This window comes from Agrobacterium bohemicum (genome assembly GCF_002896715.1).
GTDB classification, from domain to species: Bacteria; Pseudomonadota; Alphaproteobacteria; order Rhizobiales; family Rhizobiaceae; genus Agrobacterium; species Agrobacterium bohemicum.
Genome location: NZ_PGEL01000023.1, coordinates 23,509 through 38,804 on the forward strand (window position 1 = coordinate 23,509; position 15,296 = coordinate 38,804).

Sequence of the window (15,296 nt, forward strand, 5' to 3'; positions counted from 1 at the left end):
GAAGGTCCGCTCGNTTTCAGTTATCAGCCAGCGGTCTTGGCAAAGCGGGCCAGAAGATCGTTGCCTTCCTTCTCGATGATGTCGAAGGCATCCTTGACGGAGACTTCGCCGGAGAAGATGCGGCCATATTCACGTTCCATGATGGTGCGGATCTGTGGGTAGAAGCCGAGGCGATAGCCCTTGGACCATTCGCCACCTGGAAGAGAAAGCTGCTTGATGCCGACTTCGGCAACGGGCTGCTTTTCGTAGTAGCCTTCCTTCTTGGCCAGCTCGTAAGCTGCCTGCGTGATGGCAACGTAGCCGGTTGCCTGGTGGTAGAACTTCTGGATTTCAGGCGATGTCAGGAACTGGAAGAAGTCTGCAACGCACTTGNTTTCAGCTTCAGACTTACCGGACATGGCAAACAGGGCAGCCCCACCGATGAAGGAGTTGGTGCCAGCGCCCTTGATGGAGCCCCAGTAAGGAAGGAAGGTTGCCGAGAACGGCATCTGTGCCGTCTTCTGCAGGCCACCGAAGGAACCGGAAGAACCGATCCAGAGTGCAACCTTGTTTTCTTCGAATGGCTTCTGGTTATCGTTCCAGCCAGCGCCGTAATAAGCGAAGTAGCCCTGATCTTTCCATGCCTTCAGCNTTTCGAACATCATGACGAGGTTCGGGTCGGTCACCTTCAGCTTGGTATCGACAGTGCTGTCGTAACCATTGTTGTTGGTCGCGAACTGGAGATTGTTGCGCGAGAAGAAGTTCTCGGTGAATTCCCAAGTCAGCTGCGTCTGAACGAGCGGGATGAAACCGGCTTCCTTCAGCTTCGGTGCCGCTGCTTCAAACTCTTCCCAGGTCTTTGGTGCTTCAACGCCAGCCTTTTTCAGGGCTTCCGTGTTGAAATACATGATAGGCGCGGAAGAGTTGAATGGCATGCCGACGAACTTGCCATCAGCGGCGGCAAAGAAGCTGCGCACGCCGGGAATGAAGGCTTCGCGGTCAAACTTGTAGCCAGCCTTGGTGATGATGTCTTCAGCAGGGATAACGGCGCCCTTGGCATTGATGATGGTGGCGGCACCGGCATCGAAGACCTGGAGGATGTTTGGCTGTTCACCGGAGCGGAAGGCAGCGATGCCGCTGGCCAGGGCTTCTTCGTAAGAACCCTTGGAAACCGGCGTTAGCGCGCACGCGCTCTGGGCGGCGTTGAACTTCTGGGACACTTCATTGATGACTTCGCCGTTGCGGCCACCCATGCCGTGCCACCAGGTGATGTTCGTCGCCGCCATGGACGACGTCGCCGAAAACGTGATGGCCATCGCGGCCATGGAAAATTTCTTGATCATAGTTTCGTCCTCTACCGCCCTTGTTGGCTGAGGATGCGAATAGGCCCCTTCCATGACGGGGNTTTTACAGTTTTATGGCAGATTTATTACGGCGCAACCTGGTCACGTATGCCGATGAAGAGGATACATCAAATGAGAGTATCGGCATCTTTGGGGATGATCTTTCGCGCCGGATTTCCGACGACAGTCTGACCGGGTGCCACGTCTTTCGTGACGACGGAGCCTGCGCCGACAATCGCGCCTTCGCCGATGGTGATGCCGGGCAATATGATTGCGCCGCCGCCAATCCAGGCATTGTTGCCGATCGTGACGGGTTTCGCGATCTCGATACCCTTGGAGCGTTTCTCTACATCCCTGTGATGATCGGCGCAGTAAATTTGCACGCCAGGCCCCAGCATTGCGCCCTCCCCGATTTTGACCGGAGCGGAATCCAGGATGACGCATCCTGCGTTGAGGTAGACGTTTTTGCCCAGAGAGATATTGAAACCGTAGCTGCAATGGAACGGCGCTTCGATGAAAGCGCCCTGTGCGACCGATCCGAAAAGGGTTCGCAGAAGCGGTGCCATTGCGCCGCGGGCATCCGGTGCCATGGTGGCGTGCTGATGTACCGCGAGCCTTGCTGTGGCGCGAAGGGCATCGAGCTGTTCATCAAGGCAGCAATACCATTCCCCGGCGGCCATTTTTTCCCGCTCGCTGCGCATAGGCTACCCTTTCAAAAGGCGTCGACAAAATGTTTCGGCAGGCGTCGCGGCAGGACCGCGACGATATCAAAGCGTAGGGACAAGGTACCGGCATCCTTGCGACGGGACAGCCACAGGTCTGCGGCAGCGCGAATGCGGNTTTGCGAAGCGTAACCGACGGCATCCACAGCGCCGGTCTCCGACGCCCGCGCCTTGACCTCGATGAAGGCGATCACGTCCTTCTTGCGGGCGATGATGTCGATCTCGCCCACTCTGGTGCGATAACGAAGGGCCAGAATGCGGTAGCCCTTCAACAGCAGATAGAGCGCTGCCCAATATTCGGCGATATGGCCACGCCGTTCGGCACGGCGTTTGCTGTTCGCCTCACGCGCCATCGTTGTCCTTGAGGTCGAGAATACGCTGGTAGAGCTCCTTGCGCGGCAGGCCGGTGAGTTTGGCGGCTTCTGCGGCGGCCTTTGCGGCGGGCATTGTGGAGACGAGGTCTTTCAACAGCTTTTCCACGTCTTCCATATCGGGAATTTCGTCGTAGGAAGGCGGCTCTATCAGCAGAACGATCTCGCCCTTGACGATGCGGTCTTCGTTATAGAATTCCGTGAGCTCGCCCAGCGTGCCACGGCGGAATTCCTCGAAGGTCTTGGTCAGTTCACGGCATACGACGGCGCGGCGGTTCGGCCCCAGCACTTCCGAGGCGACCTTGATGGTGGCGCAGATGCGGTGGGGGGATTCAAAGAACATCATGGTTGCCGGGATTTTCGACAGTTCCGAGAAACGGTCGCGCTTGCCCTTGTCTTTGACCGGCAGAAAGCCTGCGAACATGAAGGCATCGCTGGGCATGCCCGAACCGACGAGTGCTGCCAGAGGTGCAGACGCCCCGGGGATCGGTACGACGCGGTGGCCTGCGTCCAGCGCCATCTGGCCCAGGCGATAGCCGGGATCGGAGACGAGAGGCGTTCCGGCATCGGACACCAGAGCCACGGATTTTCCGGCATCCAGAGCTGCGATGAGTTTGGGACCTGCCTCTTCGGCATTGTGTTCGTGGTAAGAATAGGGGCGGTTGCGGATGCCGTAACGGTCCAGCAGAATGCGGGTGACGCGAGTGTCCTCGCAGGCCAGCACATCGGCCGAGGCCAGCGTTTCCAATGCCCGTACTGTAATGTCACCCAGATTGCCGATGGGTGTGGCGACGAGATAAAGAGCGGCATCGATAGGGCGCGCAGGAACCGTGAAGCCGCCAATCTTGAAACCGCGCCCTGTGCCGTCGGCATCCGTTGTAGACTGTTCGCTCAACGCTTCATCTGTCACTGCATCATTCCCGTCATGTCTCATTCCATGTCTTTATGGGCAAGACGGGGGCTTCGAACAAGGGCAGTTGTTGGCGCTCAAGCCATGTAAGGAAATGTATAGCGTGGAAAATTGAGGAATGACGCGGTCTGGCCCCTTGCCTTTTCCTCGATAACTCTGCCATTTTGCCGGTCCACATTATCCGGCCAAAATGCCGGAGACACTATCTTGGCGATCCGGCCTATCCAGGATCGCATCGGTTGAAAGCGGAAGTCTTCATGCGTATTACCCTCGAGCGGTCGAACCTTCTGAAATCGCTGAACCACGTTCACCGCGTGGTGGAACGGCGCAACACGATCCCTATCCTGTCCAACGTGCTCTTGCGCGCATCCGACGCGAAGCTCGACATGAAGGCGACCGACCTCGATCTCGAGATCACCGAGGCGACACCGGCGATGGTGGAACAGGCTGGCTCGACGACCGTGCCTGCGCATCTGCTCTATGAAATCGTGCGCAAGCTGCCTGACGGTTCCGAGGTGCTGCTGGCCACCAACCCTGATGGTTCGACCATGACGGTTGCGTCCGGTCGCTCGAAGTTTTCGTTGCAGTGCCTGCCGGAAACCGACTTTCCGGACCTGACGGCCGGCACGTTCAGCCATGTCTTCAAGCTGAAGGCAGCGGATTTGAAGATGCTGATCGACCGTACGCAGTTTGCGATTTCGACCGAAGAGACCCGTTATTATCTGAACGGCATTTTCTTCCACACGATTGAAAGCGGCAATGACCTGAAGCTGCGCGCTGTCGCGACCGACGGCCACCGTCTGGCGCGCGCCGATGTAAATGCACCTTCCGGTTCGGAAGGCATGCCCGGCATCATCATTCCACGCAAGACGGTTGGCGAGTTGCAGAAGCTGGTCGACAATCCCGAGCTGGAAGTGACCGTCGAGGTTTCCGATGCCAAGATCCGCATTGCCATCGGCGATATCGTTCTGACCTCCAAGCTGATCGACGGCACGTTCCCGGATTACCAGCGCGTGATCCCGACCGGCAACGACAAGGAAATGCGCGTCGATTGCCAGTCCTTCGCCAAGGCCGTGGATCGCGTTTCGACCATTTCATCCGAGCGTGGCCGCGCCGTGAAGCTGGCGATCACCGAAGGGCAATTGACGCTGACCGTCAACAACCCCGATTCGGGCAGCGCCACGGAAGAAGTGGCCGTGGGCTACGAGCACGACAGCATGGAGATAGGCTTCAATGCCAAATACCTGCTGGACATTACCGCGCAGCTGTCCGGCGAAGACGCGATTTTCCTGCTGGCCGATGCCGGTTCGCCAACGTTGGTGCGTGATACGGCAGGTGACGACGCGCTTTACGTGCTGATGCCGATGCGCGTTTAGAACTCTCTCATTTTAGATAAAGCGCAACAAAACGCCGGTGACACCATCACCGGCGTTTTTGTTTGCGCATTCGTCACAGTTTGTTAAGANTTTCCTATTGCGACATTTTTCATTTTCTTTACGACAGACCGAAACAACATATTGCCACAGTTTCACCAAATGTTGTTTTGACGGAACACAGAGGGGGACCGGATGGGACTGAGCCTGAAACAGCGCTTCGGCAGAAAATTCGAAGAAGAAATTCGTTTCTTCAAGGGCATGGTGAACCAGCCGAAAAAGGTTGGCGCGATAGTTCCGACCTCAGGCGTGACCGCCCGCCGCATGGCAAGCGTCATCACGCCGCAATCCGGTCTCCCCGTTCTGGAGCTCGGGCCTGGAACCGGCTGCATCACCAAGGCGATATTGGCGCGTGGCGTGAAGCCTGAAAACGTGACGGCGATCGAATATTCCACCGATTTCTATCAGCAGCTTCTGCGCAACTATCCCGGCGTCAACTTCATCAATGGCGATGCTTTCGATCTTGATACGACACTGGCTGCGCAGAAAGACCAGATGTTCGACTGCGTGATTTCGGCTGTGCCCATGCTGAACTTCCCGATGGCAGACCGCATCAATCTGCTGGACGAGTTGTTGAAGCGGGTGCCGCATGGACGTCCGGTGATCCAGATTTCCTATGGTCCGGTATCGCCCATCGTCGCGCAGCCGCATCTCTACCACATCCGCCATTACGACTTCGTCGTGCGCAACATTCCACCGGCACAGCTGTGGACCTACACCCGCGCTTGAGTTAGCGTCGGTGTCATGTACGCACTTTACATCACCCACCCGCAGGTCAGGATCGAGGCGAATGTCCCGGTCCCGGAGTGGGGTTTGTCCGACATTGGACAGGCAAGGACGCGGCGAGCGAGCGCCCTGCCCTTCGCCAAANCCCTCCGGCGTATCGTTTCCAGCACCGAGAAAAAGGCCACCGATACCGCCCAGATTCTGGCAGCGGCGAGCGGTGTCGCCTATGAGACCGCTGACGATCTGCACGAAAACGACCGCAGCGCCACGGGATTTCTGCCACCCGATCAGTTCGAACGGGCGGCGGACTGGTTTTTCGCTCATCCGCATGCCAGCTATAAGGGCTGGGAAACAGCAGTCGATGCGCAGGCCCGCATCGTAACCGCCATAGACGCCATCCTCGCCAGCCATGATCCGACACAGCCGATTGCCTTTATCGGCCATGGCGGGGTTGGCACATTGCTGAAATGCCACCTCGCAGGCAGCGAGATTACCCGAAGCGCCGACCAGCCACCGGGCGGTGGAAATCTCTTCTGTTTTACCCTTGCAGACCGGCGCATCACATGCGACTGGACGGCAATGGAAACGTGGCAGGGGATGACACTATGACCGCACGCGAGCGCCTGATCGTCGGGCTTGACCTTCCAACCGTGGCTGAAGCCGAGAGCATCGTCAGCGCATTGGGCGACGATGTCCTTTTCTACAAGATCGGCCACCAGCTGGCCTTTGCGGGCGGGCTGGAATTCGCCAGGGAACTGGCGCAAAGCGGCAAGAAAATCTTTCTCGACATGAAGCTTCTCGATATCGACAACACTGTGGCCTCAGGCGTGGAAAACATTGCCAAAATGGGCATGTCGATGCTGACGCTGCACGCCTACCCCAAAGCCATGCGGGCAGCGGTGAAGGCAGCGGAAGGCTCTGGGCTGACGCTGCTCGGCGTGACCGTGCTGACGTCAATGGATGATGCCGATTTGATCGAGGGAGGATATCAAGGTGACGCCCGTTCGCTGGTGTTGAAACGGGCAGCCCAAGCGCGGGATGCTGGCATGGGCGGCATCGTCTGCTCGGCGGAAGAATCTGCTGGCGTGCGTGAGATCGTTGGAGCCGACATGGCGGTGGTAACCCCCGGAATTCGCCCTATTGGTGGCGATGCAGGCGACCAGAAGCGGGTTGTCACGCCGTTCGATGCGATCAAAGCCGGTTCCAGCCACCTTGTCGTTGGCCGCCCTATCGTGAAAGCCGCCGATCCGAGGGCTGCGGCACGCGCTATTCTGGATGAAATGACAAAAGCAATCTGAAAGGNAAACATCATGGCAAAGGGCTACTGGATTGCACAGGTGGATGTGCGTGACGCCGAGCGTTACAAGGATTATATTTCCACCGCCAAACCGGCATTTGAACGCTACGGCGCAAATTTTCTGGCCCGTGGTGGCGTCGTGACGCAGCTCGAGGGCAAGGGCCGGGCGCGCAATGTCGTGATCGAGTTTCCCTCCATGCAGCATGCACTCGATTGCTACAATTCGGATGAGTACCAGCAGGCGCTGAAAATTCGCCAGGAAGTGGCCGACACCGAACTGATGATCATGGACGGCGCCTGATCTTAGCCAGCATCCGTTCATTCTGGTTGGGGCGGATGTTGTTCTCTCTTCCCGTTGTATCGGCTTTAAGCTAAGAGACGGAAACACCTCTATTCAACGCTTCGCAGGAGCCTCCCATGCCTTTGGCCAACCTTCCCCCTCTCGTCACCGTTTTTGGCGGCTCGGGCTTTGTCGGACGGCATGTGGTGCGCTTCCTCGCCAAGCGTGGCTATCGCATACGGGTCGCCGTTCGCCGCCCTGATCTGGCTGGCTTCTTGCAGCCGATGGGCAATGTCGGGCAGATTTCCTTTGCGCAGGCCAACCTGCGTTACAAGGATTCGATCAACAAGGCTGTCGAAGGTGCCGACCACGTGGTCAACTGCGTTGGTATTCTGTTTGAAAGCGGACGCAACACATTCGACGCCGTTCAGGAATTCGGTGCGCGCGCCGTGGCCGAAGCCGCCAAGAACGCTGGCGCGACACTGACGCATATTTCCGCCATTGGTGCGGACGCGAATTCGACTATTGGTTATGCCCGCACCAAGGGCCGTGCCGAAGCCGCGATCCGCTCTGCTTTGCCGGATGCCATCATTCTGCGTCCTTCGATCGTGTTCGGACCGGAAGATGATTTCTTCAACAAATTTGCCGGCATGGCGCAGCGCATGCCTTTCCTGCCGCTGATCGGCGGCGGACACACCAAGTTTCAGCCCGTCTATGTGGAAGATGTGGCCGAAGTGGTGGCCCGTAGCGTCGATGGCGCGTTGAAGGCTGGCGCGACCTATGAACTGGGTGGGCAGGACGTCATGACGTTCCGCGACTGTCTTGAGGCCGTTCTGGCCGCAACCTATCGCCAGCGCCCGATGGTCAACCTTCCCTTCGGCATTGCCTCACTTATCGGCAAGATCGCATCCATGGTGCCGCTGATCACACCGCCTCTGACATCCGATCAGGTTGCCATGCTGAGAAACGACAATGTCGTCTCTTCCGAGGCCGCACATTCCGGGCTGACACTCGATGGTCTCGGCATCACGCCGGTGCGTGTCGCCTCCGTTCTGCCGTCCTATATGGTGAGCTACCGCACCCATGGGCAGTTCAGCAATGCTGGTAAAGCCGCTTAAACGTTATCGTATCTGGACGGNAAATCGGCATCCGCTTTTCCGTAAAATACTTTTGAAAGATGCGTGCAACCAAATTCAAACTGGTGAGTTATGCACCCAACGGGCAGCGATCACGTTCGCTGCCTTTTCNTTGTATGTGGGGGCACATCATGAAACCAGCAGAGCGTAAGACAAAGCGTGGCACATGGGCAACTGTGGACAAGAGTTCGCATTAACCCGGTGTTCAGCAAGGTCCTTTATTGCTAAACGCCACATCCTACACACAATCCAGAACCTAACAATCATCGTACGGCGGCTGATGTCGCCACGTTCATCGTCTGAAAGGCAAATATAAAATGGGCAAGTCTATCGCACTCNTTTTTGCGTGTGCGGCGTTGGTTGTTCTGGCAGGTTCGTTCATGGCGCCGGGCACGGTTGCAGCTGGCAAGACCGGTTGTTCGCCAGCCTATGGCGTCGATCCATGCGCCACGAGCTCGATCTCGGCAAACTGATCGATTTCAAGCAAAGCGCTTGGGTATGATTTTNAAAAAAGCGCCATCGAGTTGATCGAAGGCGCTTTTTTCATGGTTGGGTGCCGGTTTTCAGCAAGAAAGTGATGCACCAATCGCCCGGATGTTAAACTTGTCTTAAAAAAGCTGAACTTATAGTTTCTGCACAGGCCATACCTGTCCGCCCTCTGGCGATAAAGACAACCTTTCCTTTCATCAAAAATTTGAGTGCCGATGCCAACCCNTTTTCATTCTCCGATGTCGACTGCCTCACGATTCGTTCGGCTGATCCTGACCGAATACGGTTTCCAGGCTGATCTGGTCGAGGAGCAGCCATGGGAAAAGCGGCGCGAGTTTCTGGCACTCAACCCGGCGGGAACGCTGCCGGTCTATCTGGATGACAATATGCGCTCGCTGTGTGGGCCATATGTTCTCGCAGAGTTTCTGGACGAGACGCATGGTGTGTTGAAACGGGACAGGCGTTTGCTGGCTGAAGACCCGTTCCAGCGCGCCGAAATCCGCCGCCTGACGGAGTGGNTTTTGCAGAAGATGGAAACAGACGTGACCCGCCCGCTGGTGCGCGAGCGCGCCCACAAGCTGCAAATGTCCACCGCACAAGGCGGCGGTCCGCCAGACAGCAAACTGTTGCGCACGGCGCGCTCGAATGTCCATCAGCATATGAAATATCTGGAATGGCTGGCGGGATCACGCACGTGGCTTGCGGGCGACCGGTTGAGTTATGCCGATCTGGCCGCCGGTGCATCAGTCTCCATTCTCGACTATCTCGGCGAGATCAATTGGCTGGAAGCGCCGATTGCCAAGGAATGGTACCAGCGCGTCAAATCACGGCCCTCCTTCCGCCCTCTGCTGGCGGAACGCGTGCCGCGTCTCGCGCCCTCGTCCCATTATGCGGATCTGGATTTTTAAGCCTGCGACATGGGCTTGCTATATAATGACGCGCAATGCGGGTTCCTATCCGCATCAATTGCGGGAGAAGCGCCATCGACACAGCTTTGCAAAAGCAGCAGTTGCGCGCCGGCAAGCTGACGGACTTCGTTCGCGCAGAAGCACTCTCGCTCGGCTTCGATCTCTGTCGCGTCACTTCTGCCGACAGCATTCCACTTGCGCCGGAAAGGCTACGGGAATTTATCGGCAACGGCTTCCACGGCACGATGGGCTGGATGGAAGAAACGGAAGAGCGCCGGGCCAGCCCGAAGACGCTGTGGGGCGACGTGCGCTCGGTGGTGATGTTCGGCCTGAACTATGGCCCCGACGAAGACCCCCGCGACATTCTGACCAAACCCGACAAGGCGGCCATTTCCGTTTATGCGCGCAATCGCGATTATCATGACGTCATCAAAGGACGGCTGAAGGAGATTGCCACGCGCTTTGCCGCACGAGCTGGCGAAGACGTGAAGGTTTTTGTGGATACCGCCCCGGTGATGGAAAAACCCCTGGCGGCAGCGGCGGGTCTGGGCTGGCAGGGAAAGCATACCAATCTCGTCAGCCGCACACATGGTTCCTGGCTGTTTCTGGGTAGCATGTTCACGACAGCGCAACTCCAGCTGGATGAGGCGGAGCGGGACCATTGCGGCTCCTGCCGGGCCTGTCTCGACGCCTGCCCGACCAATGCCTTTCCGGAACCCTACAAGATCGATGCGCGGCGCTGCATTTCCTATCTGACGATCGAACACAAAGGCCCGATACCACCGGAATTCCGGCCGATGATCGGCAACCGCATCTATGGATGCGACGATTGCCTTGCTGCCTGTCCGTGGAACAAGTTTGCCGCAAGTGCTTCCGAGATGAAGCTGCAGGCGCGTGAAGACCTGAAGGAACCCTCCATCGCTTTTCTGTTGACGCTGGATGATGCGGCGTTTCGAACTTTCTTCAGCGGGTCGCCTGTAAAGCGGATAGGTCGAAATCGTTTCGTGCGTAACGTGTTGATTGCAGCAGGAAATTCCGGCGACAGCGACTTCATCGCCCAGTGCCAGACACTGGCACGAGATAGCTCCGCGGAGGTCCGCGCCATGGCGGTCTGGGCGCTTTCAAGGTTGATGGATGGGAAAAGCTTCACTACCTACGCAGCGGCCCNGGCGCCCGAAAGCGATTCGAATGTGCTGGACGAATGGCGGATAGCAGGAGTGTAAATGTCGCATCTGATGANTTTCGGCGCCGGATATTCCGGCAAGGCCATTGCCAGAGCGCTTCAAGGCAAAATGGCCAAGGTTTCGGGTANGACACGCAGCAGACACAATGTGACCGGCCTTCAGTGTCAGGCGATTGCACCCTTCATCTTCGATGGTGAGACGTTGAGCGAGGAGTTGCGCACGGAACTCAAAGGCGTGACACATTTCGTTCAGTCCATCGCGCCTGGTACCTCCGGTGACCCGCTGCTGCGGCTTTGCGCGCGCGACCTCAAGAGCCTGATGCCGGACTTACAATGGGCGGCCTATCTTTCCACCGTCGGCGTCTATGGCAACCATGATGGCGCGTGGGTGGATGAGAACACGCCCTGTCGTCCGGTGTCAGTGCGCTCGACGGAACGGGTGGAGGCGGAAAGTTCCTGGCTAGCAGCGGCAGAGACGGCAGGAGTACCGGTCTGCATCCTGCGGCTATCAGGTATCTACGGACCGGGGCGCAATGGCTTCGTCAACCTGGAAAAGGGAACGGCACGGCGGCTGGTCAAGGCAGATCAGGTGTTCAACCGCATTCGCGTTGAGGATATCGGCGGGGCAACGGACTTCCTGATCGACAAACATGCAGGCGGTATTTTCAACGTGACGGACGACGAACCGGCTCCGCCGCAAGACGTCGTTGCATTCGCGGCAGACATGATGGACGTCGAACCGCCGGAAGAGCAGGCATTCGAGACCGCCGAGCTCAGCCCGATGGCACGCTCGTTTTATGGGGAGAACAAACGCGTCTCCAACCGCAAACTGAAAGAACTTGGTTTTAACTTCACTCACCCGGATTACCGGCAGTCACTACGCCAGCTTTGGCAAGATGGTGTATGGAGAGATGAATAAACGTTCATCTTCATTGCAATGNAAAATCCTTCCAATGGCACTTTTCAGGAAGGAATTAATCTCATTTTGGCCTTTTAACCTTTCGTTAATGCGCAAATTTGGCTAAAATTTTCATACGGTGGAAAATTATTTCAACATGATTTCGTGATCCAGGCCATGCTACTTGGCCCGCGCAACGAATTTCTTGCTTATTGTTGATTCTAAATAAATTTTTGCTGGAAGCATCGAAGGCTATTTAAATTTCAATACCTTCTTTCAATCACGAATGTTACAAGCTGTAACACTTCGTGATTAGCGCTCGGCCATTTTTTGCCATTTTTCGCTCGCTCTACACTCACCTCAGTTCAGTTAGCCTAGTTTATCGGCGCGGGGCCGAGTATCAGGGAAGCACAGTTTGACGAATATCCGACGCATGACTTTTGCGGCTGCGACTATAGCCGCATGTTCCATCCTCACTCCACTTGCAGCGAATGCAGCAACTGGCTGTGGCGGCGCATCCTGGTATGCGCTGAACTCCAAAACAGCCTCTGGCGAGCGAATGAATCCTGCAACGCTGACGGCGGCGCATCGTTCCCTGCGGTTCGGCACCAAGGTCAAAGTAACGAACGCCAACAATGGCAAGGCCGTTGTTGTTCGCATCAATGACCGTGGTCCGTTCATCAAGGGTCGCGTTCTCGATCTTTCCAAGGCTGCCGCCAAGAACATCGGCATGGTCAGCTCCGGCACGGCGAAGGTCTGCTACGAAGTCATCGCTTCCAAGTAAGAGCGCGGGCGAAGCCGCTGTTGTTGAGCGAATTCTTCGCAAAGACTTGCCCTCGCCACCATTCGCGTCTACCAACCGCCATTCATAATGATGAGGTAGACAATGCGTTTGGGCGGGCGTTTAGCCGGGGCTATAGAAGTACTGGCGGATATCGAGGCGCGTAGACGCCCCGTCGCCGATGCCCTGAAGGACTGGGGACTGGCACATCGNTTTGCCGGTTCAGGCGACAGGGCTGCCATAGGCAACATTGTCTATGACGCGTTGCGCATGAAGCTTTCCCACGCATGGCTGATGGATGACGATAGTGCGCACGCACTTGGCTACGCCGTCATGTTGCGGCAATGGGGCAAATCCGCCGAACAGTTGGTGGCGGAATTCGATGGCGACAAATTTGCGCCCGAACCCCTTTCCGAAACCACTTTGAGCGCCTTTGCATCTCGCGCGCTGTCCGATGCGCCTGCCCATGTGCAGGGGGATGTTCCCGACTGGGTGCAGGCATCTCTCGAGGCGTCCTTCGGTGAAGACTGGTTGCGGCAGGCGCAGGCGCTGAACCAGCGCCCGACGCTCGACCTGCGCGCCAACACATTGAAAGCGACCCGAGAAAAGGTCATCAAGGCGCTGTCTGACGCCGGTGCCGCGGCCACCCGCCTTGCGCGGCAGGGCGTGCGCATCGCCGCTGGCGAAGGTCCATCACGCCTGCCGAACGTGACCGCGGAGCTTTCCTTTCAGAAGGGCTGGTTCGAGGTTCAGGACGAGGGATCGCAGATCGTTGCCGATCTGGCCGGTGTGCAGGAAGGCGAACAGGTTCTCGATTATTGCGCGGGCGGTGGTGGCAAGACGCTGGCCTTGTCTGCCAGCATGAACAATAAGGGGCAGGTTCACGCCTTCGATACAGACCGCAAGCGTCTCGCCCCCATCATCGAGCGGCTGAAGCGTGCGGGGACGCGCAATGTGCAGGTTCACGACCGCGCCGAAGGGCTCAAGAGCTATGTCGGCAAATTCGACCGCGTTCTGGTCGATGCACCCTGCACCGGCACGGGCACATGGCGCCGCCGCCCGGACACGAAATGGCGGCTGACACCGCACAATCTGGAAGAGCGCGTCGAGCAACAAACCCAGGCGCTGGATCAGGCCAAGACCTTCGTGCGGCCCGGTGGTGAGTTGCTTTATGTGACATGTTCGGTTCTGCCCGAGGAGAACGAGCGCCAGATGGAACGTTTCTGCACGCAGAACCCGGAANTTTCCATGCGGCCGGTGCTGGACCGGTGGAACAGCATATTTGGCGCCCAGGCCATCAAACCGCATTCGACAGATGGACATTCCGTGACGCTGACGCCCGCAACGACGGATACGGATGGCTTCTTCTTCTGCGCCATGAAGCGTACCGCCTGACCACTTTCTATCCAGCGGGTTGCCGGATCTGATTCCGGCATCCTGCTTGGAAAGCTTCTAAACTAGAATATTTGACACAAGTTTGTGATTGGTTCAGAACTCGCCTTCACGGCCTCGTTACGAGAGGGCTGATAGGAGAGATCATGTTTCGCNAAACCGTTCTTAGCGCCAGCGCGGCGCTTCTGGCCGCTTCCGTTACGTTCAGCGCGCTTCCAGCCCGGGCCGCGACCGATCCGGCCGCCGTGGTAAAGCACTACGCAGAACTGGGCTACGCAAAATATCAGGATTCACTGACGACGGCGCAGGCGCTCGACAAGGCTATCGATGCCTTGATCGCGACACCAAGCGAAGCCAATCTGAAGGCCGCACGCGAAGCCTGGATCAAGGCCCGCGTTCCCTATCAGCAAACGGAAGTTTACCGCTTCGGCAACCCGATCGTCGATGAATGGGAAGGCAAGGTCAATGCCTGGCCGCTGGACGAAGGCCTGATTGACTATGTTAACGGCTCCTATGGCACCGAAAGTGACGAGAACGAGCTTTACACCGCCAACATCATCGCCAACAAAAAGATCAAGGTTGGTGGCGAAGAGGTCGATGCCTCCAAGATCACGCCGGAGCTTATCCAGAGCCTTGCGGAAGCGGGCGAAGTGGAAGCCAACGTGACCACCGGTTACCACGCCATCGAATTTCTGCTGTGGGGCCAGGACCTGAACGGCACGGGACCGGGCGCGGGCAACCGCCCTTACACCGATTATGACACCAAGAATTGCACCGGCGGCAATTGCGACCGCCGCGCCGATTATCTGAAGGCAGCATCGACGCTGCTGGTGGCCGACCTTAAGGAAATGACGGGCAACTGGGCGCCGGATGGCGAAGCGGCGAAAACCGTCGAAGCTGATCCGAAGAAGGGCCTGACGGCCATTCTCACCGGCATGGGTTCACTCTCCTACGGCGAATTGGCAGGCGAGCGCATGAAGCTTGGCCTTCTGCTGCACGATCCCGAAGAAGAGCATGATTGCTTTTCCGACAACACCTACAACTCGCATCTGAACGACGCCATCGGCATCGCATCGGCCTACACCAGCGAATATACCCGCGTAGACGGCACCAAGATGACCGGCCCTTCCCTTTCGCAACTGGTCGCCGCCAGCGACAAGACGCTGGATACCGAAATGCAGGGCAAGCTGAACAAGACGCTGGATGCCATGCACGCCATGGAAAAACGCGGCCAGACGGTCGAGGCTTACGACCAGATGATTGCCGAAGGCAACAAGGACGGCAATGCCGTGGTGCAGACCGCGATTGACGGGCTTCTGGACCAGACCAAGACCATTGAGCGCGTGATTGCAGCGCTTGACCTTGGCAAAATCCAGCTCGAGGGCTCCGAGAGCCTTGATAGCCCGAACGCTGTGTTCAAGTAGCACGATTATGCGGGCCGCGTGAGG

17 protein-coding genes are annotated in these 15,296 nt (G+C 57.6%); 13 read left to right on the forward strand and 4 right to left on the reverse strand.

Annotation, left to right across the window (positions count from 1 at the left end; all coding sequences use genetic code 11):
- Nucleotides 1-23: 23 nt before the first annotated feature.
- The 4 genes from CUC55_RS09155 to rsmI form a co-directional block, all read right to left on the reverse strand.
- Nucleotides 24-1,322, reverse strand: a complete 1,299-nt coding sequence (locus tag CUC55_RS09155) for an extracellular solute-binding protein (protein ID WP_103087645.1) — start codon at nucleotides 1,320-1,322, stop codon at nucleotides 24-26.
- 128 nt (nucleotides 1,323-1,450) lie between these two features.
- Nucleotides 1,451-2,023, reverse strand: coding sequence for a sugar O-acetyltransferase (locus CUC55_RS09160; protein ID WP_067649145.1), 573 nt, complete (start codon nucleotides 2,021-2,023; stop codon nucleotides 1,451-1,453).
- Between the two features lie 11 nt (nucleotides 2,024-2,034).
- Entirely contained in the window at nucleotides 2,035-2,397 is a 363-nt protein-coding gene (locus tag CUC55_RS09165; RefSeq protein ID WP_103087646.1) for a YraN family protein, read from the reverse strand.
- Entirely contained in the window at nucleotides 2,387-3,310 is a 924-nt protein-coding gene (gene rsmI / locus CUC55_RS09170) for a 16S rRNA (cytidine(1402)-2'-O)-methyltransferase (protein ID WP_067649802.1), read from the reverse strand. Before rsmI ends, CUC55_RS09165 begins: the two co-directional genes overlap by 11 nt.
- A gap of 272 nt (nucleotides 3,311-3,582) precedes the next feature.
- On the opposite strand from rsmI, the gene dnaN reads away from it, so the two are divergent.
- The 13 genes from dnaN (at nucleotide 3,583) to CUC55_RS09230 (ending at nucleotide 15,272) form a co-directional block, all read left to right on the forward strand.
- Nucleotides 3,583-4,701, forward strand: a complete 1,119-nt coding sequence (gene dnaN, locus CUC55_RS09175; protein WP_067649151.1) for a DNA polymerase III subunit beta — start codon at nucleotides 3,583-3,585, stop codon at nucleotides 4,699-4,701.
- A gap of 192 nt (nucleotides 4,702-4,893) precedes the next feature.
- On the forward strand, nucleotides 4,894-5,487 hold the full coding sequence (pmtA, locus tag CUC55_RS09180; protein WP_067649154.1) for a phospholipid N-methyltransferase PmtA: 594 nt from the start codon (nucleotides 4,894-4,896) through the stop codon (nucleotides 5,485-5,487).
- Between the two features lie 15 nt (nucleotides 5,488-5,502).
- A complete protein-coding gene (locus CUC55_RS09185) occupies nucleotides 5,503-6,093 on the forward strand; it encodes a histidine phosphatase family protein (protein WP_103087647.1) in 591 nt (196 codons plus the stop codon).
- Nucleotides 6,090-6,782: an orotidine-5'-phosphate decarboxylase gene (gene pyrF, locus CUC55_RS09190; protein ID WP_067649160.1), complete on the forward strand. Its 693-nt coding sequence runs from the start codon at nucleotides 6,090-6,092 to the stop codon at nucleotides 6,780-6,782. The genes CUC55_RS09185 and pyrF overlap by 4 nt, the downstream gene beginning before the upstream one ends.
- A 12-nt stretch (nucleotides 6,783-6,794) precedes the next feature.
- Nucleotides 6,795-7,082, forward strand: coding sequence for a DUF1330 domain-containing protein (locus CUC55_RS09195; protein WP_067649163.1), 288 nt, complete (start codon nucleotides 6,795-6,797; stop codon nucleotides 7,080-7,082).
- Between the two features lie 116 nt (nucleotides 7,083-7,198).
- On the forward strand, nucleotides 7,199-8,179 hold the full coding sequence (locus tag CUC55_RS09200; RefSeq protein WP_067649165.1) for a complex I NDUFA9 subunit family protein: 981 nt from the start codon (nucleotides 7,199-7,201) through the stop codon (nucleotides 8,177-8,179).
- 335 nt (nucleotides 8,180-8,514) lie between these two features.
- A complete protein-coding gene (locus CUC55_RS22870) occupies nucleotides 8,515-8,670 on the forward strand; it encodes a hypothetical protein (protein WP_170063849.1) in 156 nt (51 codons plus the stop codon).
- A 231-nt stretch (nucleotides 8,671-8,901) separates the two neighbouring features.
- Nucleotides 8,902-9,594 carry a glutathione S-transferase family protein gene (locus CUC55_RS09205; protein WP_103087648.1) on the forward strand — a complete coding sequence of 231 codons (693 nt, stop codon included), beginning with the start codon at nucleotides 8,902-8,904 and terminating at the stop codon, nucleotides 9,592-9,594.
- A gap of 35 nt (nucleotides 9,595-9,629) precedes the next feature.
- Nucleotides 9,630-10,817: a tRNA epoxyqueuosine(34) reductase QueG gene (gene queG, locus CUC55_RS09210; RefSeq protein WP_103087649.1), complete on the forward strand. Its 1,188-nt coding sequence runs from the start codon at nucleotides 9,630-9,632 to the stop codon at nucleotides 10,815-10,817.
- Nucleotides 10,818-11,696, forward strand: a complete 879-nt coding sequence (locus CUC55_RS09215; protein ID WP_103087650.1) for an SDR family oxidoreductase — start codon at nucleotides 10,818-10,820, stop codon at nucleotides 11,694-11,696.
- Between the two features lie 394 nt (nucleotides 11,697-12,090).
- Nucleotides 12,091-12,459, forward strand: coding sequence for a septal ring lytic transglycosylase RlpA family protein (locus tag CUC55_RS09220; protein WP_103087651.1), 369 nt, complete (start codon nucleotides 12,091-12,093; stop codon nucleotides 12,457-12,459).
- A gap of 102 nt (nucleotides 12,460-12,561) precedes the next feature.
- The gene (locus CUC55_RS09225) at nucleotides 12,562-13,851 is read left to right on the forward strand and encodes an RsmB/NOP family class I SAM-dependent RNA methyltransferase (RefSeq protein WP_103087652.1); all 1,290 of its coding nucleotides are present in this window, start codon (nucleotides 12,562-12,564) and stop codon (nucleotides 13,849-13,851) included.
- 143 nt (nucleotides 13,852-13,994) lie between these two features.
- The gene (locus tag CUC55_RS09230; protein WP_103087653.1) at nucleotides 13,995-15,272 is read left to right on the forward strand and encodes an imelysin family protein; all 1,278 of its coding nucleotides are present in this window, start codon (nucleotides 13,995-13,997) and stop codon (nucleotides 15,270-15,272) included.
- The last annotated feature ends 24 nt before the right edge of the window (nucleotides 15,273-15,296 follow it).